The sequence below is a fragment of the Marinobacterium weihaiense genome, from assembly GCF_019061305.1.
In the GTDB taxonomy this organism is placed as follows: Bacteria; Pseudomonadota; Gammaproteobacteria; order Pseudomonadales; family Balneatricaceae; genus Marinobacterium; species Marinobacterium weihaiense.
Genome location: NZ_JAHQZT010000004.1, coordinates 78,706 through 98,568, shown reverse-complemented (window position 1 = coordinate 98,568; position 19,863 = coordinate 78,706). Strand labels below are relative to the sequence as shown.

The window sequence follows — 19,863 nt, the reverse complement described above, 5'->3', positions numbered from 1 at the left end:
GCCTGGGCTCCTGTGCCGCGACGCTCAGCCCTTGGGGTCGGCGTCGTTCAGCTGATAAAGTTCCTGCACCAGCTGCAGCAGGTCAGAGCGCCCTTCGGACGAAGCCCGACGCAGCTGAACCGTCGGCTGGTGGAGCAGTTTGTTGGTCAGGCCGTGGGCCAGCCGCTGCAGCACCTCTTCCGCCGGCTTGCCGTTACGCAACTGACGTTGGGCCTTGGCCAGCTCCTGCTGGGCCACGTCATGGGCCTGGGACCGCAAGCGTGTCAGTGTCCCCACAGCGCCCAGCTCACGCAGCTGGCGCATATAGTCCGCCTGACCATTTTCTATGATGGCCTCGGCCTCCTGGGCGGCACTCTGACGCTCGCGCTGGTTTTCTTCAATCACCTCGCGCAAGTCATCCACGGTGTACAGATAGACGTCGTCCAACTCACCGACCTGGGGCTCGATATCGCGCGGAACCGCGATATCGACCATGAAGATCGGGCGGTGCTTACGCTTTTTAAGCGCTGCTTCCACCGCCCCTTTGCCCAGAATCGGCAGCTGACTGGCGGTCGAGGCGATCAGGATATCGGTCCGGGGCAGTTCGTCGGGAATCTGGCTCAGTTCGATGGCGTGACCGTCAAACTCTTCCGCCACGGCCAGCGCCCGCGCCAGCGTGCGGTTGGCAACGGTAATCTGCTGGACTCCGGCACGCTTGAGGTGACGCGCCACCAATTCGATGGTTTCACCGGCGCCGATCAGCAGCGCACGGCTGGTCGCCAGGTCGGCAAAAATATGTTGCGCCAGGCTGACCGCGGCATAGGCCACGGACACCGGGTTCTGGCCGATGGCCGTACGGGTGCGCACTTCCTTAGCCACCGAGAAGGTGCTGCGGAACAGGCGCCCCAGTTCAATACTGGCCAACCCTTCTTCTTGTGAGACAGAATAGGCTGATTTCAATTGCCCCAAAATCTGGGGTTCGCCCAGTACCAGCGAATCCAGGCCACAGGCCACCCGCATCACGTGACGCACGGCATCCTCGTCCCAGTAGGCATAAGAGCAGCGCTTGAGCTCTTCCACCTCCAGCCCGTGGTACTGGCCCAGCCATTCCAGCAAGGCACGGGTGCCCGCCAGCTCGGTCGAGCAGTAGAGTTCGGTCCGGTTGCAGGTGGACAAGATTGCCACCTCGGACAATTCGGCCTTAAGGCGCGCCTCGTGCAGCGCCTCCGCCAGCTTTTCGGGCGCAAACGCCACGCGTTCGCGCACCTCCACCGGAGCCGTTTTGTGGTTGATACCTAACGCCAGCAAAGCCATAGAAGGTTCGCATCACCCCATTACAGACAAGCGCGTAATCATACACCTTTGCTGGCGCAGGATTAACCCACTTGCTTCTCGATCACGTACGAAGGAACCTGCAGCTTCGATTGCAGACCAACATCAAGTAAGAGCCCCAACCGGCATGACAGCCGGTCGGACCCTGCTCTATAGTGAGCATTCAACCCCCAGCAGGATTGCCAACGTGTACCGACTCAGCAAACAGCCTCTGATCATCAGCCTGCTGGCCGGCGTACTGCTCGGCGGCTGCAGCAGTCAGATGCGCCCGCCCGTGACCGCCGCCAGCACCGAGCCCTCTCCACCCGCACCCGCCGTATATGTGCCGGGCGAGCTCAATGCCGACAGTTTGTTCGCGCTGCTGAGTGCAGAGTTGGCCGGCAAGCAGGGCCGCTTTGACCTGGCGCTGGAACACTATCTGCGCGAAGCCCGGCTGACCGGCGATGCCGGCATCGCCGAACGTGCCACCCGCATCGCGCAGTTCCTGCGCAAGCCAGACGCCGTCAAAGCCGCCAGCGAGCAGTGGAGCCGGAATGACCCGGCCGCGCTGGAGCCGCTGCATATTCACGCCAACATACTGCTGCATGAAGGCCGTTTTGACGACGCACTGCCGCTGCTGCAGCGCCTGCTGACACAGGGGGGCGACGAAGCCCTGAGCCTGATCGGCGGCCGCATCGAGGAGATGAGCACCACCACTGCTGAACACTACTATGGACTGCTGACCGAACTGCAACAGCAGGACCCGCAGCGCCTCGACCTGCTGTTGACCCGCGCCCTGTTGCTGAAGCAGCAAGGCCAACCTGAAGCGGCGGCGCAACTCCTGGATCAGGGCCTGAAGCAGGCACCGCAACAGGCTGATCTGGCTCTGCAGCGCGCCGAATTGCACCGGCAGCAGGACGAAGCCGCCCGCGGCCTCGTGCTGATCGAGCGCGCCCTGCGCAAGGACCCGGACAACAACCGCCTGCGTGCCGCTCAGGCACAGCTACTGCTGCTCAGCGGCCAGCCCAGACGTGCCTGGCGCGCCATGAACACCCTGCTCAACCGCCAGGATAACCCGCAGCTGGGCTACTATTTCGCACTGTTGCTGCTGGAACACGAACGCTGGCAGGAGAGCCAAACCCTGCTGGAACAGTTGCTGGAACAGGACCCCGATACTAGCGCACCACACTTTTATTTGGGCGTGATTGCCCAGACCAACAACCAGCCGCAACAGGCCCTGCGTCACTACCTGCTGGTTGAAGACGGCCCCAACCTGATCCAGGCTCACGCCCGCGCCCTGGCTCTGTACGATAACGCCCGCCAGGCTCCTGAGGTCGAGGCCCTGATCGATGCCGCCATCGAGCAGCACCCTCAGGAGCGGGAATCGCTGACCATTCTACTGGTGGAATGGCTGCAACGGCAGACCATGACCGATACCGCCCGCGAAGTTCTCGACCAGGCCCTGGCCACCGCCCCCGACAGTGTCAACCTGCTGTATACCCGGGCCATGCTGGGTAATGCCGAACGCGCCCAACAGATGATCGATGACTTGCGTCTTGCCCTGTCACTAGCCCCTGGCAATCCCATGTTGCAGAATGCGCTGGGCTACACGCTGACCGAATATACCGACCGGCTGGACGAGGCCCACACGCTGATCAGCCAGGCCTTGGCACAGCAGCCGGACGATGCTGCCACTCTGGATTCGATGGGTTGGGTGCTGCACAAGCTGGGCCGGCATGGCGAGGCGCGGCATTTTCTCCAGCGCGCCTATGACACCTATCCCGACCCAGAGGTTGGCGGCCACCTGATACAGGTCCTGTGGACACTGGGAGAGAAACAGGCGGCACGCAGCCTGCTTAATGACAGCCTGGCCACCAACCCCGACAACGAACATCTGCTGGAAGCCGCCGGTACCATTGGAGTGACCCCCTGATGCTGCGCCTCCTCTGCATGCTGGCACTGATCATTGCCCTAAGCGGCTGCAGCCAACTGCGCCAACAGCCTGAAGCCCCGCTGGTATTCGATGCCCGACAGGCCCAGGCATTGCAACAGTGGAGCGCCGAGGGGCGCATCGGTATCCGCTGGAGCCAAGACAGCCAGAGCGCCAATCTGTATTGGCACCAGGCGGATGCGCAGTATCGCATCCGCCTGACCGGCCCACTGGGTCAGGGTGGGCTGCGTATCGACGGAACACCGAACAGCGTCAGCCTGAAACGTTCAGGCGACAATACCGTTCACCACGCCGCCACTCCCGAAGCCCTGATGCAGGAACTGCTGGGCTGGCACCTGCCATTAACCCAGGCACGCTACTGGATTCGCGGCCTGCCCGCCCCCGACAGCCGCTTCGAGCAGCTGACCGAACAGCCGGTACGCAGTTTTAAGCAGGCCGGCTGGCACATTGAATATCCTCGCCTGACCCGAGCCGCCGGTCGCGTGTTGCCGGCCAAGCTGCGCCTGCGCCGGGACGACCTGCGCATCATCGTGATCATCAATGAATGGGCCACCCGGACAGAACTTTGATCGTTTCGGGCAACAATTTCCGCTCAGGGGTTGATTTTACCCCAAGGCTTGTAGAGAATATGCGCCTTCTTGGAGCGTGGTCCACACCACAGGAGACGACTGGGGTATCGCCAAGCGGTAAGGCACTGGATTCTGATTCCAGCATGCGCAGGTTCGAATCCTGCTACCCCAGCCAATTACCATGACTGACTTCCTCTCTACTACATCAAACTCCGACGCAATCGAGAAGGTAATCGCCGTGTCTAAAATGATGGTCTTCACCGGCAATGCAAACCCGGAGCTGGCTCAGAAAGTTGTCGAACGCCTCGATATTCCCATGGGCAAAGCACACGTAGGCCGCTTCAGTGACGGCGAAGTCAGTGTTGAAATCCAGGAAAACGTGCGCGGCAAAGACGTTTTCATCATTCAGTCCACTTGCGCACCGACCAATGACAACCTGATGGAGCTGATTGTGTTCGCAGACGCCATGCGTCGCGCCTCGGCTACCCGTATCACGGCTGTTATTCCCTATTTCGGCTATGCCCGCCAGGATCGTCGCCCGCGCTCAGCGCGTGTGCCGATCAGCGCCAAGGTTGTGGCCAGCATGCTCGCCAACGTCGGCATCGACCGTGTTTTGACCGTCGATCTGCACGCCGACCAGATCCAGGGCTTCTTCGACATCCCGGTTGATAACGTGTACGGCTCGCCGATCCTGCTCGATGACATCGTCGATCAGCAGTACGACGACGTGACCGTAGTGTCCCCGGACGTGGGTGGCGTTGTCCGTGCCCGCGCCGTGGCCAAGCAGCTCGACTGTGACCTGGCGATCATCGACAAGCGTCGCGAGCGCGCCAACGAATCCCAGGTGATGAACATCATCGGTGATGTGTCCGGTCGTACCTGCATCCTGGTTGACGACATGTGTGATACGGCCGGCACCCTGTGCAAGGCGGCTAAGGCACTGAAGGAGAAAGGCGCGGCCCGCGTGGTGTCCTACGTGACTCACCCGGTCCTGTCCGGCCCGGCTATCAATAACATTATCGCGTCTGAGCTGGATGAAATGGTGGTGTCCGATACCATTCCGCTGTCCGAGCAGGCACAGAAGTGCGACAAGATTCGTCAGCTGTCGCTGTCACCGCTGCTGGCGGAAGCCGTGCGCCGTGTCTGTAATGAAGAATCCATTAGTGCGATGTTCCGCTAAGCGAACCGAGCGCTGACCCACGGGGGAGTGCCCCGTGAACTGTCCGGCTCCTGAGGAGCCACCACATGCTGCATGTTTCTGGTCGCGGAGGCATGCAGCTTTAATATATAAGGTATATCCAACATGACTAAATTTACTGTAAACGCTGTTGCCCGTGACGATCAGGGAAAAGGTGCGAGCCGCCGCCTGCGTCGTGAAGGCTTGCTGCCGGGCATCATCTACGGTTCTTCCGAGCCGAAGGCAATCTCTGTTGTTGCCCGTGATCTGTACCGCATGCTGCTGGAAGACGGCTTCTACTCCACTATCCTGACGCTGAACCTGGATGGCAAGGACGAGCCGGTCATCATCAAGGACCTGCAGCGTCACCCGTCCAAGCCGCTGGTTCTGCACGCCGATTTCCAGCGCATCGACGACAACCAGAAGATCAAGCTTCAGGTGCCGCTGACCTTCGTTAACTTCGAAAAGTCTGCTGCTGCCAAGGCCGCTGCCAAGTTCGCTCAGGAAGCGGCTACCGTTGAAATCTTGTGCCTGCCGAAGGACCTGCCGGAAGCACTGGAAGTCGACCTGTCCGAAATCGCTCTGGGCCAGATCGCTCACCTGTCCGACATCTCTCTGCCGGAAGGTGTTGAAATCGTTGCCCTGCGTCGCGGCGAAGACCACGACCAGAGTATCGGTTACTGCTACGCTCCGCGTGGCGCGCGCGCTGCCAAGTAAGCGCTGACCTCAGGTACTGGCATGAAGGACCGGATTCAACTGATCGTCGGTCTCGGCAACCCCGGGACAGAATACAGCCAAACCCGCCACAATGCCGGTGCCGAGCTGGTGGAGCAGCTCGCTGCCCACCAGCACACCGCGTTACAACCGGAGAAAAAATTCTTCGGCCTCTACGGCAAGGTCCTTATCGACCACCGCCCCGTCCATCTGCTGATTCCCACTACCTACATGAATCGCAGCGGTCAATCGGTTGCGGCACTTGCTAACTTCTACAAAATTCCCGTCAGCGACATCCTGGTCGTGCACGATGAGCTGGATATCCAGCCCGGTACCGCGCGCCTGAAACAGGGCGGTGGCCATGGCGGCCACAACGGTCTGCGCGACATCATCAGCAAGCTGGGGAATGACAAGAATTTCTACCGTCTGCGTGTTGGCATCGGCCACCCCGGCAGCGCGGCTCAGGTCTCCGGTTTTGTCCTGAGCAAGGCGCCCGTGTCCGAACGCGACAGAACGCAGGCGGCGATCGACGAAGCGCTCAACGTTCTGCCAACCGCCATCAGTGGCGACTGGGCCAAGGCGATGAACCGCCTGCACAGTTTCAACGGCTAACACCAACTACAGGATCTAAGCATGGGTTTCAAATGCGGTATTGTCGGCCTGCCTAACGTCGGCAAATCTACGCTCTTCAATGCCCTGACCAAAGCGGGCATCGACGCCGAAAACTTTCCTTTCTGCACCATCGAGCCGAACTCAGGCATCGTGCCCATGCCGGACCCGCGCCTGAATGCGCTGGCCGAGATCGTGAAGCCCGAGAAGGTGCTCCCGACCACCATGGAGTTTGTCGATATCGCTGGCCTGGTTGCCGGCGCGTCCAAGGGTGAAGGTCTGGGTAACAAGTTCCTGGCCAACATCCGCGAAACCGATGCCATCGCGCACGTGGTGCGCTGCTTCGAGGACGACAATGTCATCCACGTTGCCAACCGCATCCACCCGCTGGAAGATATCGAGACCATCAACCTGGAGCTCGCACTGGCGGATCTGGATTCCTGTGAGAAGCAGCTGCAACGTGCTCAGCGCACGGCCAAGGGCGGCGACAAGGATGCCATTGCCACCAAGGCGCTGCTGGAAAAACTGATCCCGCACCTGGAAGAAGGCCAGCCGGTCCGCGCTCTGCCACTGGACGAGGCCGAGCAGAAGCTGGTACCGAGTCTGCACCTGCTCACCACCAAGCCGACCATGTACATCGCCAACGTGTCCGAAGACGGCTTCGAAAACAATCCTCACCTGGACAAGGTGAAGGAGCTGGCGGCATCCGAGGGTGCAGAAGTGGTGGCCATCTGCAACAAGCTGGAATCCGAAATCGCCGAACTGGAAGACGACGAGAAAGTCGAGTTCCTGCAGGAGATGGGCATGGACGAACCCGGTCTGGACCGCGTCATTCGCGCCGGTTACAGCCTGCTGGGCCTGCAGACCTACTTCACCGCCGGTGTGAAGGAAGTCCGAGCCTGGACCGTCAAAATCGGTGCTACCGCACCTCAGGCCGCCGGCGTCATCCATACCGATTTCGAGAAAGGCTTCATCCGTGCCGAGGTCATCAGCTATGACGACTTCATCGAGTACAAGGGTGAACAGGGTGCCAAGGACGCCGGTCGCTGGCGCCTGGAAGGCAAGGAATACATTGTCAAAGACGGCGACGTAGTCCACTTCCGCTTCAACGTATAAGCCCTGGGCCTGACACCGACTCCAGTGCCAGGCTCCGTCATGGCAGGCTGCAGCATATTGCGCCTGCCATGATCGATATGCTCGAACTAGAAGCGTACACTCGTATGAATATACCCCCTCCTGCACCTCACTCTCGTCCGAGTGCTCGACCCGGTCGCCAAAGCTGATATCAGTATTTTCCGAAACCGGGACAGCCAGCCCCGCGTCCAGCACAATCGTGTTTTAGGCAATCGGCGCGCCCTTGATCGTGAAGCCGCTGTCGCCGCCTAGGAAACGGGGCTCACTGACCGTTTCAATATCCTCCATGGCGCCAACTGATAGAACCCTGCACACGCACCGGCAAGGGGTCCACGCCCAGCAACAGCCCCCGGCTTTGGCTATCCAGTGTCGCGATGCCAGTTTTGCTATTCGGTTCAGCGTCACTGTACAGCATGTCGAACCATAGACCACTGCGCTCATCCTTGGGTGCATACTGCAGCCGCTCCAGTGCCGCCAGGCGAATGCCGTCGTTCTACGTCGCCAGCTGAGCACGGGCACTGGCATGCAGCTCACCCGACAACACAGTCAACGCCCCCATTGACAGAAGCCGCCCATCGTTTTCTGACCAGTGGCACCCGAGCTAGCCTACAACCAGCCAGCCAACGGCATCCGCTTCACCGCCATCGTGGACCTCCAGGGGGGGCGTCTCCACCGGCACCCATCGCAAGTATCCCTTTCTCCTGCCATCGCGCGCGCCGCTGCCACTCTTTCCGATAATGGACTCATAACGGGTCATGGGCCGCCCGCCCCGATCTTCAGGGTGCCGTTAGAGATGGCGGTATCATCAGTGTAGGTGTTTGTGCCGGTCAGTGTCAGAGCACCAAGATCGTGGCTCGACTCGTTTCCCGTGTCGTAGTCGAAATTCAGCAGCAGGTCCGTGCCTGAGCCCAGCGCCGAATTGTACGCCCAGTTGCCATCAACCGACCCGTTCCCGGGAGCCCCGGTAAAGGCTTCATCCACCGCCCCGGCGGGTGGTGCTCGCAGCAGCAGGCCGCCGAGCAGGACGGAGGCTTTGGTGTTTCCCTTGCGGCGGCTGATCTCGGCAACCGCCCTCCAGACCTGAAGCGCCTGATTCCAGGCAACACGATAGGCTTGGTTCATGAGTATCTCCCTGTAAACCCTTGCTGGCCCAATGGCTGGCCCGGAGGTTAATCCTCGATCATCGTCAAACAGGTGTTGGCCCACTATCGGAAATCCGCAAACCAGGCCAGCCCCTAAGCGTTAATCCGGGCGTTGCGCGAGGGTTTCCGGTGGCCACTGCCCGAACACGCGTTTGTACTCTTGGGAAAATTCACCCAGGTGCCCCCAGCGTAGGGTGACCCGAGTTACTGTTGTGTAGGACGGCAGTGCACGCACGGGAATTGATCGAGCCGGAAGAGACTCCGGTCAAGGTGGTTGCAAATGCAGTGGGCTACAGCCATGTCAGCAATTTTTCCACGGCCTATCGTGATTATTTGGGCGAAACGCCGGGGCAAACACTGCGGCTGAGCACCATCGATACGATGCGCTGATGAGTAGCTGGCAGACACCATTGGTAGAACCTATTATGTCATCGAGACACGGCAATCGACCCCCGTGTTTGCGCCCGATTATGACCATCCTTAATTTTTTTAAACTTCTTTGCTTTCAGGGTGTTGACAGAAAACCGAATAAAGGGAATAATCTGCGGCCTTGAAAGCACACGGCAATGTAGCTCAGTTGGTTAGAGCAACGCATTCATAATGCGTGGGTCGCAGGTTCGAATCCCGCCATTGCCACCACTTTCAAGATTGCTGGGGTATCGCCAAGCGGTAAGGCAACGGGTTTTGATCCCGTCATGCGCAGGTTCGAATCCTGCTACCCCAGCCACTTATGTGTGGCAATATAGCTCAGCTGGTTAGAGCAACGCATTCATAATGCGTGGGTCGCAGGTTCGAATCCCGCTATTGCCACCATCTCTGATACTGGGGTATCGCCAAGCGGTAAGGCACTGGATTCTGATTCCAGCATGCGCAGGTTCGAATCCTGCTACCCCAGCCATCTTCTGAATTCCCTCCTTTCTTGGCACATAACTTTCTTTGCATGGCTTATTGCCAGCTGACATCGCTCTCCTAACGGCTTAAGCTGTGTGCAGATATTCTGCAACGCCTTCAGCACAGGGACTCGACATGAGCGGCTCCAGCGATGAAATCCTGCATGCACTGGCTCAGCATGATGCCCCCGGCCACACACGTACGACTCTCAACCTGCTGTTCACCAACTGTGATACGCTCCAGACCGATCATATTCTCGGTCAGCTGCGCACGGCTCATTACGCCCCCCGCGGGCAGGCCTTTCACAACTTGAACGAACTGCAGCAACTGTTAAGCCGCCACTCGTGGGATATTTTAATCATGCGCTGGCAGCCCGACCAAACCAGCGACCTGTCGCCCACCGCCGTGCTGGAATGCCTGAACCACATGGACCGGGACCTGCCCGTCATCCTGCTGCTGCCGGGCGATCACTACCCCTATCCCACCGAATGGTTTGCCTCAGGCGTGCGCGCACTGGTACCCGAACACAACGGCCACCTGCTGCTGTTATCGCTGGAACGGGCCTTTCAGGGGCTGACCACGCGTCGTGAGCTGGCCATTGCCCGGTTACAGCTCAAGCAACTGCAGGAACGCTGTGAACGGCTCATGGCGACGTCCAGCCAAGCCGCTTGCCTGGTGCGCAACGGCAGGGTCCATTACGCCAACCCACCCTTCACCCGGCTGTTCGGCTACCGCCGAGACGGGCAGCTGCAGGGCCACTCGCTGGCCGGGCTGTTCCCGGAAAACCAGCGCCCGGATCTGGAGCAGTGCCTGTACCGCTGCGCCCAGGAGCAAACCAGCGTACAGCATCACCTGAGCGCCCTGCGCCCGGATGGCACCTGCTTCAAGGCACTGTTCACCATCATGCCGGATACCTTCCCGGACGCTAGCGGTTTCCACCTCGCGGTGACAACGGAGCCGGGCACGGAGCAGGCCACCAACAGCCACCGCCACCCCGTCAGCGGCTTGCACGACCAGCAGCGCCTGATGGAAGCACTGGACAGTGCCTGCCAGACCGCGCATCGCGGTGGTGAAGACCGCAGCCTGCTGTTGCTGAACCTGGATCATCTAGAGGTGATTCAGCACGAGGTCGGCCCGGATGGCACCCGGCAGATCCTGGGCGACATTGCTACCCTGCTCAAGCGCGAAGTCGGCCCTGCCCACCTGATTGCCCAGCTGAACGATGACCGCTTTGCCGTTCTGATGCACTGCGCCGCCCCCGATCAGGCCGAAGCCCTGGCTGAACGGCTGTGCCAGTCGGTCAGTCGACACATCTGCGAGGTCGGTTCAACATCCATTCATACCACGCTGTCGATTGGTATTGTCATGATCAATGACAGCGCACCGGATGCCCAGACACTGCTGCAGCGTGCCCAAGCCGCTGCCGAGCACCTGCACCATGGCAACCGGCCAGGCAACGGTGTCAGCCTGTACCACAAAAACACGCTCTTGCCAGCCGAGCAAGATGCGCGCATGGGCAAACGCCTGCGCAATGCCCTTAGGCTGAACCGCTTTCGTCTGTTGTTCCAGCCTGTGGTCCCGCTGTGCCTGGAGCCGCCACAGCCTTATTATGAGGTGCTGATGCGCCTGATCAGTGACAGTGAACGTGCGCTGTCGCCAACCGCATTTGTGGCACAGGGCATCGCTGCAGACGTGCTGGTGGAAATGGACCAGTGGGTCATCAACACGGCGCTGACCCAATTGGCCGAGCATACACGGGCACAGCACCCGGTGTTTCTATTGATCAACCTGTGCGGCGCCTCGCTGGGCCATCTTGGACTGTTGGCGTGGCTACAGGCACGACTGGCAGAACATGCGACTCCGCCACAGCAGCTGATCTTTCAGATCAGCGAAAGCGATGCCGCCGTGAATCTGATGGGAGCCCGCAGCTTTACACGACAGCTGCGCCAGCTCGGCTGCCGTGTCTGTCTCAAACATTTCGGCAGTTCGCCCAACTCGGAGCACGTGCTGCGCGAGCTGGAAACGGACTACATCAAACTCGACGGGTCTTATATTCAGGATCTTGAAAAGCGCCGCCTCAAGCCGGAAACGCTGTTGGAAGTCCTGCATCCACTGCAGCAGCACGACAAGCTGATCATCGCACCACTGGTGGAAAGTACCCGGGTGATCAGTACGCTCTATGGGGCGGGTGTTCACCTGATCCAAGGCTATTACCTGCAACAGCCCCGGGAGCAGATGGATTATGACTTCTTCGGTGAAGGCCCGCTCTGAACACGGGCCCTGCTACGCTCAGAGCAGGCTGTCGCGGTCACGAAAGCCGATCAAGTAGAGAATGCCATCCAAACCAAGCGTAGAGATCGCCTGCTTGGCACTTTTGCGCACCAATGGCTTGGCACGGAAGGCGATCCCCAGACCGGCAATGGACAACATCGGCAGGTCGTTGGCGCCATCGCCCACCGCGATGGTCTGCTCCAGGCGTACCCCTTCTCGCTCGGCGATCTCGCGCAGCAATTGCGCCTTGCGCTCGCCATTGACGATCTGGCCGGTGACCTCACCGGTAACCTTGCCGTCCTGAATGTCCAGTTCGTTGGCATAGACATAGTCAAAGCCCAGCTTGTCCTGCAGGTAGCGACCAAAATAGGTGAAGCCACCGGAGAGGATCGCGGTCTTGAAGCCCAGCGCCTTGAGGTGCCCCACCAGCTCCGCCGCCCCTTCGGTCAGTGGCAGGCGCTCGGCAATACGCTCCAGTACCGCTGCATCCAGCCCTTTAAGCAGCGCCACACGGCGCCGGAAGCTTTCATTGAAATCGATTTCGCCGCGCATGGCCGCCTCGGTAATTTCGATCACCTGATCGCCAACACCCGCTTCTTTGGCCAACTCATCGATCACCTCTGCCTCGATCAAGGTGGAATCCATGTCGAAGACCACTAGGCGACGATTACGGCGATAGATATCGTCTTTCTGGAATGCGATATCCACATCCAGATCACTAGCGGCCTTAAGGAACTCCTCCCGCAGCGCCGCCGCGTCGGCTGGCATGCCGCGCACGGAAAACTCGACACAGGCCCGAGTACGGGGACAGTTTTCTGCTTGCAGGGAAATGCGCCCGGACAGGCGGCTGATGTTGTCGATGTTTAGGCCATGGTCGGCAGCAATGGCCGTGACGCGCGCGATATGTTCGGCACTGACCTGGCGCGCCAACAGGGTGATAATGTGACGCGACTTACCCTGTCCTTCCACCCAGTTTTCATAGGCACCGGCATCCACCGGTTCAAACCGAACCTGCATGTTCATTTCATGTGCCTTGAACAGCAGGTCACGCAACAAGGGAGAAGACTCCAGCTCAGTCGGAACCTGAATCAGCACACCCAGTGACAGGGTGTTGTGGATAACTGCCTGGCCGATATCGAGAATGTTGATATGGTAGCGGGCGAGAATACCGGTAATGGCCGAGGTTACGCCCGGGCGGTCGTCACCGGATAGTGTCAACAGGATGATTTCGTTCATCGCACCCTTCCGTTAAATGAGGCATCGCTGGCCAAGCCAGCTCCAGGCTGCGATTATACCAGAGGGAATACCGCCCCCGCATTGTCGCCCCTTCATTACTGACCGGGATGCCAGCCGTGGCCGAGAACCTGTTTGCATCACTCAACCTGTCAGCCGCCTCTGTCATGCTGCTGATTGCCCTGGTGGCCATGCTGGAGTCACTGGCCTTCATTGGCCTGCTGCTGCCGGGCGTGGCGCTGCTGTTCGGCTTGGCCTTTGCAGCAGGCTCCGCTGATATTGCCCTGCCCGGCTGTCTGCTGGCCGCGTTTATCGGTGCCGTGACCGGCGATGGCCTAAGCTTTCTGCTCGGCCGCAAGGCGGCCCCTTGGGTCAAGCGCTGGCCCAAGGTACGTCGGCATCCAGAATGGTTGCAGCATGGCGAAGCCTTCTTTCACCGCTGGGGCGGGCTGAGCATTGTCAGTGGACGCTTCATTGGTCCCATTCGCCCTATCATTCCCTTTGTGGCCGGTAGCTGCGGCATGTCGCCCTGGCGCTTTACTGCCTTCAACCTGGTGTCGGCACTGGGCTGGGCGCCCCTGTATCTGCTGCCCGGCTATCTGACCGGTCAGGGCACCCACGCACTGCCATCGCGGCTGCTGCCACTGCTGTGGAGCCTGGCGGTACTGGTGTTCATGCTACTACTGTTGCAGCAGGTACACCGTCAACTGCATCCCGAAGCCGGTTTGTACCGTTACCTGCGCCAGCACCTGCCCAAGGACTGGCCGCCGGCCCCGGTGCTGATGCTGGGCTTTGCTCTGCTGCTGTTTATAGTCATGACCCTGCTCAGCCTGAGCGATTTGGGCCACAGCCTCAACCGGCAACTGCTACCGCCGCTGCAGCAGGCCGGCGCACATTGGGGCCTATGGCCTCTGGCCATTACCCTGCTGGGCGACCCCGGACTGTGCCTGGCACTGGCCGCACTCAGTGCCGGCTACGGGCACTGGCGGCATGCTCAAATACAGGGCTGGGGTGTTTTGGTCGGCGTCGGTACGGTGTTGGGACTGAATATTTTGCTCAAACTGCTGTTCGAACAGCCCCGGCCGCCGGGAGCGGCACTGACAACCTTCAGTTACCCCAGCGGGCATGCGGCCGGCATCTCGGCCCTGGTCGGCATGAGCGTGGCTTGGGTGGTACATAACCGTCACCATGGCCTGCGCCACCTGGGCTACCTGCTGGCGGCGCCACTGATTCTGCTGGTGGCGCTGTCACGCCCGGTGCTGGGGGTACACTGGCCACTGGATGTTATCGCCGGCTGCGCAGAAGGTCTGGCGGCGGCGGCGGCCTACCGACTGTGGCTGTATCGCCACCCTGCCCCTCGACCGGTATCCATGGCCTGGCTGCTGCTGTTGCTGGGCACCGCCATGCTGTACAGCGGCGCTCGCCTGCAGGCGGCGGCGGCGCTGTATCTGGGATGATACCGGCGGACAGGGCCAGAGTAGATGCTCTCAGCCCTTGCGCTTCTGACGCGCCTTGGGTGGATGCTTGGGCTTGTGTGCCTTTTTGCGTTTCTGCTTGGGCGCTACAGGACTGTCCTGGCGGGCACCTGAGTGCCCTTCAGGCTTTTTTCCGCGACGACTCCCGCGCTTCTTGCCCGGTCGGCCGTCGTCGACCTGCCCTTTGGCCAGTTTTTCACGCTGGCTGGGCTTTTTCGGCTTGGCCGGCGCATTCTCGACAACCACTTCAAAGTCGATCTTGCGTTCATCCAGGTCCACCCGCACCACGCGCACATCCAGACGATCACCGAGTTTGAAAACACGGCGGGTACGCTCACCCACCAGTCGCTGCTTGGCCGCTTCAAAATGGTAATAATCACTGGGCAGTGCTGTGATGTGCACCAGGCCTTCCACGTACAGGTCGTCCAGCTCAACAAATACGCCGAAGCCCGCCACCGCCGAAACAACACCGGAGAAGATCTCGCCGGTTTGCTCCTGCATGTATTCACACTTGAGCCAGGCCACCACGTCACGGGTCGCGTCATCGGCCCGGCGTTCCGTCATCGAGCAATGCTCACCCAGGGCTACCATCTGCTCGAGGGTATAGCCCTTGCTGAAAGCCGGATTGGGAGTGAACGGCTTGGGCCGCTCCACACCCTTGACCTTGGCTTCACCATGGATGGCGCTGCGAATCGCTCGGTGCACCAGCAGGTCGGGATAACGGCGGATCGGCGAGGTAAAGTGGGTATACGCCTTGTAGGCCAGGCCAAAGTGACCGTGGTTGTCCGGGCTGTACACCGCCTGCTGCATGGAGCGCAGCATCATGGTTTGGATGATGTGGCGGTCGGGACGCCCTTCGATGGCTTCCGCCAGCTTCAGGTAATCCTTGGGCTCGGGACTGTCTCCACCGGGCAGGTTCAAGCCCAGTTCGCCGAGGAAGGCGCGCAGGTTTTCCAGCTTCGCCGCCTTGGGACCGTCATGGATACGGTACAATGCCGGCTTGCCGTACTTATCGAGGAAACGCGCCGTGGCCACGTTGGCGATGAGCATGCATTCCTCGATCATCTTGTGCGCATCGTTGCGGTGCACAGGAATAATCTCATCGATCTTGCGCACCTGATCAAACACAATACGGGTTTCAACGGTTTCAAAGTCGATGGCACCACGCTCGTCACGTGCCTTGCGCAATGAACGGTACAGGGCGTGCAATTGATCGATATGCGGCACGACTTCAGCGTACTCGCCACGCCAGCGGGCATGTTCTTCATGCTCCGAATCCACCATGGCTCCCACCTTGTTGTAGGTCAGGCGTGCCTTGGAATTGATCACCGCTTCGTAGAACTTGTAACCGGACAGCTTGCCGGCACGGCTGACCGTCATCTCGCACACCATAGCCAGGCGATCAACGAGTGGGTTCAGGGAGCACAGGCCGTTGGAAAGCAGCTCGGGCAGCATGGGGACGACAAACTCGGGGAAGTACACCGAGTTGCCGCGCTTGACCGCTTCCATATCCAGCGGCGAATCCGGCTGTACGTAGTAGGACACATCGGCGATAGCGACCCAAAGGCGCCAGCCGCCAAAGGTCTTCTTTTCGCAGTAGACGGCATCATCAAAGTCCTTGGCGTCTTCGCCGTCGATGGTGACGAATGGCAGGTCACGCAGGTCAAAACGGTTCTGCTTGTCCGCTTCCCGTACTTCCGGATCCAGATCACCGATCTGCTGATGCACATCATCGGGGAACTCGTCCGGAATTTCATGGTTGTGGATCGCAACCTTGATCTCCATGCCTGGCGCCATGCGGTCACCCAACACTTCGACCACCCGGCCACGGGCCGGCTGCTTGCGGGTGGGGTGCTGGATGATCTCCACCACCACCAGCTGGCCGTCCTCGTACTCCAGTCCGGTGGTCGGGTCCGGGATCACCATCACCTGATTGGTGATACGCTGGTTTTCACAGATCAGCGAACCGAAGCCGCCCTGACCGTCAAAGCGGCCCACCAAACGGCGGGTGCCACGTTCCAGCACTTCTACGATCTTGCCTTCACGGCGGCCGCGCTGATCGATGCCTACCGCCTGTACCAGCACCCGGTCACCGTCAAACACCTCACGCATGTTGCGCGGGCTCAGAAAAAGGTCGTCGCCGCCTTCATCCGGCTTGAGAAAACCGAAGCCGTCACGGTGGCCGATCACGCGTCCGGCAATCAGGTCCATCTTGCGGATCAGGCCATACTCGCCCTTGCGGTTGGAAATCAACTGGCCGTCGCGGCACATGGCGATCAAGCGGCGACGCACGCCCTCGATGCCATCTTCATCTTCGATACCCAGCTCGCGACACACCAGCGGATGACTGATCGGCGCCCCCCACTTTTCCAGAAAATTCAGCAAAAACTCGCGGCTGGGGACCGGCTGGTCATACTTTTCAGCTTCTTGCTGCAGGTTGGGATCTTTGTCTTTCCAATACTTGCTCATTCAACATCCAATAATATCTGTAACAGCGGTTAGACTGCCAGAGTGGACCATTCACTCAGAATAGTCGGTCAATCCATAAAAAATAAAGCCGGCAATGCCGGCTTTACGAGATCAGGGAAGCTCTTCGGTTTCTTCGCCGTCTTCCTTTTGCGGCGGCAACAGATCTTCCCGGGTCACATTCAGCGCCAGCAGCGCATTGGCAGCCACGTAAATCGATGAATAGGTACCGATCAATACGCCCACCAGCAGGGCCATGGCGAAACCGTGAATCATTTCGCCACCAAAATAGAACAGTGCCACCAACACTAGCAAGGTAGTGATGGAGGTCATCAGGGTACGGCTCAGCGTCTGACTCAGCGAGGCATTCATCACCTCAACGGCATCCCCCTTGCGCATGATACGAAAATTCTCGCGAATGCGGTCATACACCACAATGGTGTCGTTGAGCGAGTAACCGATCACGGCCAGTACGGCAGCCAGTACGGTCAGGTCGAATTCCACTTGCAACAGCGAGAAAAACCCGAGCACCACCAGTACATCATGCACCAGTGCCAGCACCGCGCCAAGCGAGAACTTGAACTGAAAGCGGAATGCCAGGTATACCATGATCATGAACAGGGCCAGCAGCATACCCAGACCGCCCTGCTCGCGCAGCTCTTCGCCCACCTGGGAGCCGACAAACTCGTTGCGGCGCAATTCCAGTGACTGGTCGGATTCGGACTGCAGCGCCTGTAGCACCTTATCACCCAGCTTGGGGTCATGATCAGCCTGCAAGCGGATCAGCACGTCACGGGGCGAACCGAAGGTCTGCACCACAACATCTTCGAAACCGGCCGTTTCCAGCTGGTCACGCACCACTTCCAGATCGGCTTCACGCTCATAGCCGATCTCGACCAGGCTGCCGCCGGTAAAGTCGAGACCGAACTTGAGGCCGTTGACCGCCAGCGAGCCGATCGAAACCAGCATCAGAATCAGGGAGAACGCCAGCGCCAGCTTACGTACACCCATGAAGTTGTAAATCTTGCTCGGATTAGCCATGGGTCTCTCCTCAGATCATCACTTTCTTCAGCGTGCGGCCGCCGTACACCAGGTTAACCAGGGCACGGGTCACCAGCAGCGCAGTGAACATGGAGGTTAGAATGCCAACCGACAGGGTTACGGCAAAGCCCTTGACCGGGCCTGTCCCCATGGCAAACAGAATCACCGCCGCAATCAAGGTGGTGATATTGGCATCCAGGATGGTGGTAAAGGCACGCGCAAAGCCGGAGTGGATCGCGGACTGTACCGGCAGGCCGTTACGCAACTCTTCCTTGATACGCTCGAATATGAGCACGTTGGCGTCCACCGCCATGCCCACCGTGAGCACGATACCGGCAATGCCCGGCAACGTCAGCGTGGCCGAAAGCAGCGACATCACCGCCACCAGCAGTACCAGGTTCAGCGTCAGAGCCACGTTGGCCAGCAGACCGAACACCTTGTAATACACCAGCATGAACACCAGCACCAGTGCGAAACCGATCTGTACCGAGAGCGTACCCAGCTCGATGTTCTCGGCTCCAAGACTCGGACCAACAGTGCGCTCTTCCACGAAGTAGATCGGCGCTGCCAGAGCACCGGCACGCAGCAGCAGCGCCAGTTCGGAGGACTCCTGAGCGCTGTCCAGACCGGTGATGCGGAACTGGTTGCCCAGCGTGCTCTGAATGGTCGCTAGGGAAATGATACCTTTTTCGGTAAACGGAATGCGTTTCTCGACCCGTTCGCCATCAATGGTTTGCACCAGCGTGCGCTGTTTGTGCTCCACGAACAGTACCGCCATGCGGCGCTGAATGGCATTGCGCGTGACACGGCTCATCAACTGGCCGCCCTTGGCATCAAGAGTAATGGACACCTGCGGCATTCCATTCTCGTCAAAGGCCGCCTGGGCATTGGCAACACTGGAGCCGGTAATGATCACATCACGTTCCAGGGTGGCCTTGCGCTCCGGCGTATTGCGGAACGGATATACCTCGGTATCGGCACGGCCGGCATCCGGCCCCGCTTCCAGACGGAACTCCAGGTTGGCAGTCTTGCCGATGATGCGCTTGGCTGCCGCGGCATCCTGCACGCCGGGCAGCTGCACTACGATACGGTTACGGCCCTGGCGCTGTACCAGCGGCTCCGCCACGCCCAGCTCGTTGACACGGTTGCGCAGCGTCGTCAGGTTCTGCTTGATGGCGTAATCTTCGATCTCGCGGATGGTCTGCTCGGTCAGGTTGACATACAACCAGGCGTCACCATCCACGTCTTGGCTGTCCACCAGAAACTCCTGATAGCTGCGCAACAGCAGGCTGGAGGCGGCATCACGGGTATCGGCATCGACGAAGCGAATGGCCAGGCGGCCATCGTCCAGGTGCTCGACTACACGGTAGCGTAGTTTCTCGTCACGCAACTTGCTCTTGATCTCGCTGACATACACGTCAAGACGCTGGCCGACGGCCTGTGCCATGTCCACTTCAAGCAGGAAGTGCACGCCACCGCGCAGGTCAAGGCCCAGCTTCATTGGTCCGGCACCCAGACTGCTCAGCCAGTCGGGTGTCGTTGGGGCCAGGTTGAGCGCGACGACATAACCACTCCCCAGTTGATCTGCGATCACCTCCTTGGCCTTGAGCTGCGCATCAGAACCGATCAGCCGGATCAGGCCGACGCCATCCTGCTGCATTTCAGTGGCCTTGACCTCGATGCCAGACGCCTTCAGGGCCGTCTCGATGCGCGTCAGTGTCGCCGGGTCCACGGCGGCCGTATTGCGGCTGCCGGACACCTGAACGGCAAAGTCATCGGGGTACAGGTTGGGGGCTGCATAGAGACCGGCAATGGCCAGCACCAGCAGGATCATCAGGTTTTTCCACAGGGGGTAGCGGTTGAGCATCGTGCTCCATCCTCACCAAAAACGAAAGCGCCA

The 19,863-nt window shown here is 60.0% G+C and carries 15 protein-coding genes and 5 tRNA genes; 14 read left to right on the top strand and 6 right to left on the bottom strand.

Going from position 1 to position 19,863, the window contains the following annotated elements:
• Positions 1–24 precede the first annotated feature (24 nt).
• Positions 25–1,293, bottom strand: a complete 1,269-nt coding sequence (hemA, locus tag KTN04_RS04320) for a glutamyl-tRNA reductase (protein WP_217333976.1) — start codon at positions 1,291–1,293, stop codon at positions 25–27.
• Between the two features lie 205 nt (positions 1,294–1,498).
• On the opposite strand from hemA, the gene KTN04_RS04315 reads away from it, so the two are divergent.
• The 7 genes from KTN04_RS04315 (at position 1,499) to ychF (ending at position 7,426) form a co-directional block, all read left to right on the top strand.
• The gene (locus KTN04_RS04315) at positions 1,499–3,223 is read left to right on the top strand and encodes a tetratricopeptide repeat protein (RefSeq protein ID WP_217333975.1); all 1,725 of its coding nucleotides are present in this window, start codon (positions 1,499–1,501) and stop codon (positions 3,221–3,223) included.
• Positions 3,223–3,810 carry a lipoprotein insertase outer membrane protein LolB gene (gene lolB, locus KTN04_RS04310; RefSeq protein ID WP_217333974.1) on the top strand — a complete coding sequence of 196 codons (588 nt, stop codon included), beginning with the start codon at positions 3,223–3,225 and terminating at the stop codon, positions 3,808–3,810. Before KTN04_RS04315 ends, lolB begins: the two co-directional genes overlap by 1 nt.
• 100 nt (positions 3,811–3,910) lie before the next feature.
• Positions 3,911–3,985, top strand: a tRNA-Gln gene (locus KTN04_RS04305).
• Between the two features lie 63 nt (positions 3,986–4,048).
• Positions 4,049–4,990: a ribose-phosphate pyrophosphokinase gene (locus KTN04_RS04300; protein ID WP_217333973.1), complete on the top strand. Its 942-nt coding sequence runs from the start codon at positions 4,049–4,051 to the stop codon at positions 4,988–4,990.
• Between the two features lie 123 nt (positions 4,991–5,113).
• Positions 5,114–5,704, top strand: coding sequence for a 50S ribosomal protein L25/general stress protein Ctc (locus KTN04_RS04295; RefSeq protein WP_217333972.1), 591 nt, complete (start codon positions 5,114–5,116; stop codon positions 5,702–5,704).
• A gap of 21 nt (positions 5,705–5,725) precedes the next feature.
• Positions 5,726–6,313, top strand: coding sequence for an aminoacyl-tRNA hydrolase (gene pth, locus KTN04_RS04290; protein ID WP_217333971.1), 588 nt, complete (start codon positions 5,726–5,728; stop codon positions 6,311–6,313).
• A gap of 21 nt (positions 6,314–6,334) precedes the next feature.
• Complete coding sequence (ychF, locus tag KTN04_RS04285; protein ID WP_217333970.1) at positions 6,335–7,426, top strand: redox-regulated ATPase YchF; 1,092 nt, start codon at positions 6,335–6,337, stop codon at positions 7,424–7,426.
• Positions 7,427–8,197: 771 nt separating this feature from the next.
• Here ychF and KTN04_RS04280 read toward each other — a convergent pair.
• Positions 8,198–8,566 carry an ESPR-type extended signal peptide-containing protein gene (locus KTN04_RS04280; protein WP_217334083.1) on the bottom strand — a complete coding sequence of 123 codons (369 nt, stop codon included), beginning with the start codon at positions 8,564–8,566 and terminating at the stop codon, positions 8,198–8,200.
• Positions 8,567–8,811: 245 nt separating this feature from the next.
• Between KTN04_RS04280 and KTN04_RS04275 the strand changes: the two genes are divergently transcribed.
• The 6 genes from KTN04_RS04275 (at position 8,812) to KTN04_RS04250 (ending at position 11,748) form a co-directional block, all read left to right on the top strand.
• The gene (locus tag KTN04_RS04275) at positions 8,812–8,976 is read left to right on the top strand and encodes a helix-turn-helix domain-containing protein (protein ID WP_328515958.1); all 165 of its coding nucleotides are present in this window, start codon (positions 8,812–8,814) and stop codon (positions 8,974–8,976) included.
• 172 nt (positions 8,977–9,148) lie between these two features.
• A tRNA-Met gene (locus KTN04_RS04270) sits at positions 9,149–9,225 on the top strand.
• 13 nt (positions 9,226–9,238) lie between these two features.
• Positions 9,239–9,313 (top strand) — tRNA-Gln (locus tag KTN04_RS04265).
• Between the two features lie 9 nt (positions 9,314–9,322).
• Positions 9,323–9,399 (top strand) — tRNA-Met (locus tag KTN04_RS04260).
• 10 nt (positions 9,400–9,409) lie between these two features.
• Positions 9,410–9,484, top strand: a tRNA-Gln gene (locus KTN04_RS04255).
• A 128-nt stretch (positions 9,485–9,612) separates the two neighbouring features.
• Positions 9,613–11,748: an EAL domain-containing protein gene (locus tag KTN04_RS04250; RefSeq protein ID WP_217333969.1), complete on the top strand. Its 2,136-nt coding sequence runs from the start codon at positions 9,613–9,615 to the stop codon at positions 11,746–11,748.
• A gap of 18 nt (positions 11,749–11,766) precedes the next feature.
• Here KTN04_RS04250 and serB read toward each other — a convergent pair whose 3' ends face one another.
• Positions 11,767–12,984: a phosphoserine phosphatase SerB gene (serB, locus tag KTN04_RS04245; RefSeq protein ID WP_217333968.1), complete on the bottom strand. Its 1,218-nt coding sequence runs from the start codon at positions 12,982–12,984 to the stop codon at positions 11,767–11,769.
• Positions 12,985–13,100: 116 nt separating this feature from the next.
• On the opposite strand from serB, the gene KTN04_RS04240 reads away from it, so the two are divergent.
• Positions 13,101–14,438, top strand: coding sequence for a VTT domain-containing protein (locus tag KTN04_RS04240; protein WP_217333967.1), 1,338 nt, complete (start codon positions 13,101–13,103; stop codon positions 14,436–14,438).
• Positions 14,439–14,468: 30 nt separating this feature from the next.
• Here KTN04_RS04240 and rnr read toward each other — a convergent pair whose 3' ends face one another.
• The 3 genes from rnr to secD all read right to left on the bottom strand — a co-directional run bounded on the left by rnr (position 14,469) and on the right by secD (position 19,830).
• Complete coding sequence (gene rnr / locus KTN04_RS04235) at positions 14,469–16,925, bottom strand: ribonuclease R (RefSeq protein ID WP_217333966.1); 2,457 nt, start codon at positions 16,923–16,925, stop codon at positions 14,469–14,471.
• Between the two features lie 111 nt (positions 16,926–17,036).
• Positions 17,037–17,963 (bottom strand): protein translocase subunit SecF, encoded by a 927-nt coding sequence (gene secF, locus KTN04_RS04230; protein WP_217333965.1) that lies wholly within the window; start codon positions 17,961–17,963, stop codon positions 17,037–17,039.
• A 10-nt stretch (positions 17,964–17,973) separates the two neighbouring features.
• On the bottom strand, positions 17,974–19,830 hold the full coding sequence (secD, locus tag KTN04_RS04225) for a protein translocase subunit SecD (protein WP_217333964.1): 1,857 nt from the start codon (positions 19,828–19,830) through the stop codon (positions 17,974–17,976).
• Positions 19,831–19,863: the final 33 nt, after the last annotated feature.

What these genes read in the sequence shown, in the direction of transcription:
- pth (WP_217333971.1), top strand. Translation starts at nt 5,726, where the DNA reads ATGAAGGACCGGATTCAACTGATCGTCGGTCTCGGCAACCCCGGGACA.
- KTN04_RS04295 (WP_217333972.1), top strand. Translation starts at nt 5,114, where the DNA reads ATGACTAAATTTACTGTAAACGCTGTTGCCCGTGACGATCAGGGAAAA.
- secD (WP_217333964.1), bottom strand. Translation starts at nt 19,830, where the DNA reads ATGCTCAACCGCTACCCCCTGTGGAAAAACCTGATGATCCTGCTGGTG.
- ychF (WP_217333970.1), top strand. Translation starts at nt 6,335, where the DNA reads ATGGGTTTCAAATGCGGTATTGTCGGCCTGCCTAACGTCGGCAAATCT.
- rnr (WP_217333966.1), bottom strand. Translation starts at nt 16,925, where the DNA reads ATGAGCAAGTATTGGAAAGACAAAGATCCCAACCTGCAGCAAGAAGCT.
- KTN04_RS04250 (WP_217333969.1), top strand. Translation starts at nt 9,613, where the DNA reads ATGAGCGGCTCCAGCGATGAAATCCTGCATGCACTGGCTCAGCATGAT.
- secF (WP_217333965.1), bottom strand. Translation starts at nt 17,963, where the DNA reads ATGGCTAATCCGAGCAAGATTTACAACTTCATGGGTGTACGTAAGCTG.
- serB (WP_217333968.1), bottom strand. Translation starts at nt 12,984, where the DNA reads ATGAACGAAATCATCCTGTTGACACTATCCGGTGACGACCGCCCGGGC.
- hemA (WP_217333976.1), bottom strand. Translation starts at nt 1,293, where the DNA reads ATGGCTTTGCTGGCGTTAGGTATCAACCACAAAACGGCTCCGGTGGAG.
- KTN04_RS04280 (WP_217334083.1), bottom strand. Translation starts at nt 8,566, where the DNA reads ATGAACCAAGCCTATCGTGTTGCCTGGAATCAGGCGCTTCAGGTCTGG.
- lolB (WP_217333974.1), top strand. Translation starts at nt 3,223, where the DNA reads ATGCTGCGCCTCCTCTGCATGCTGGCACTGATCATTGCCCTAAGCGGC.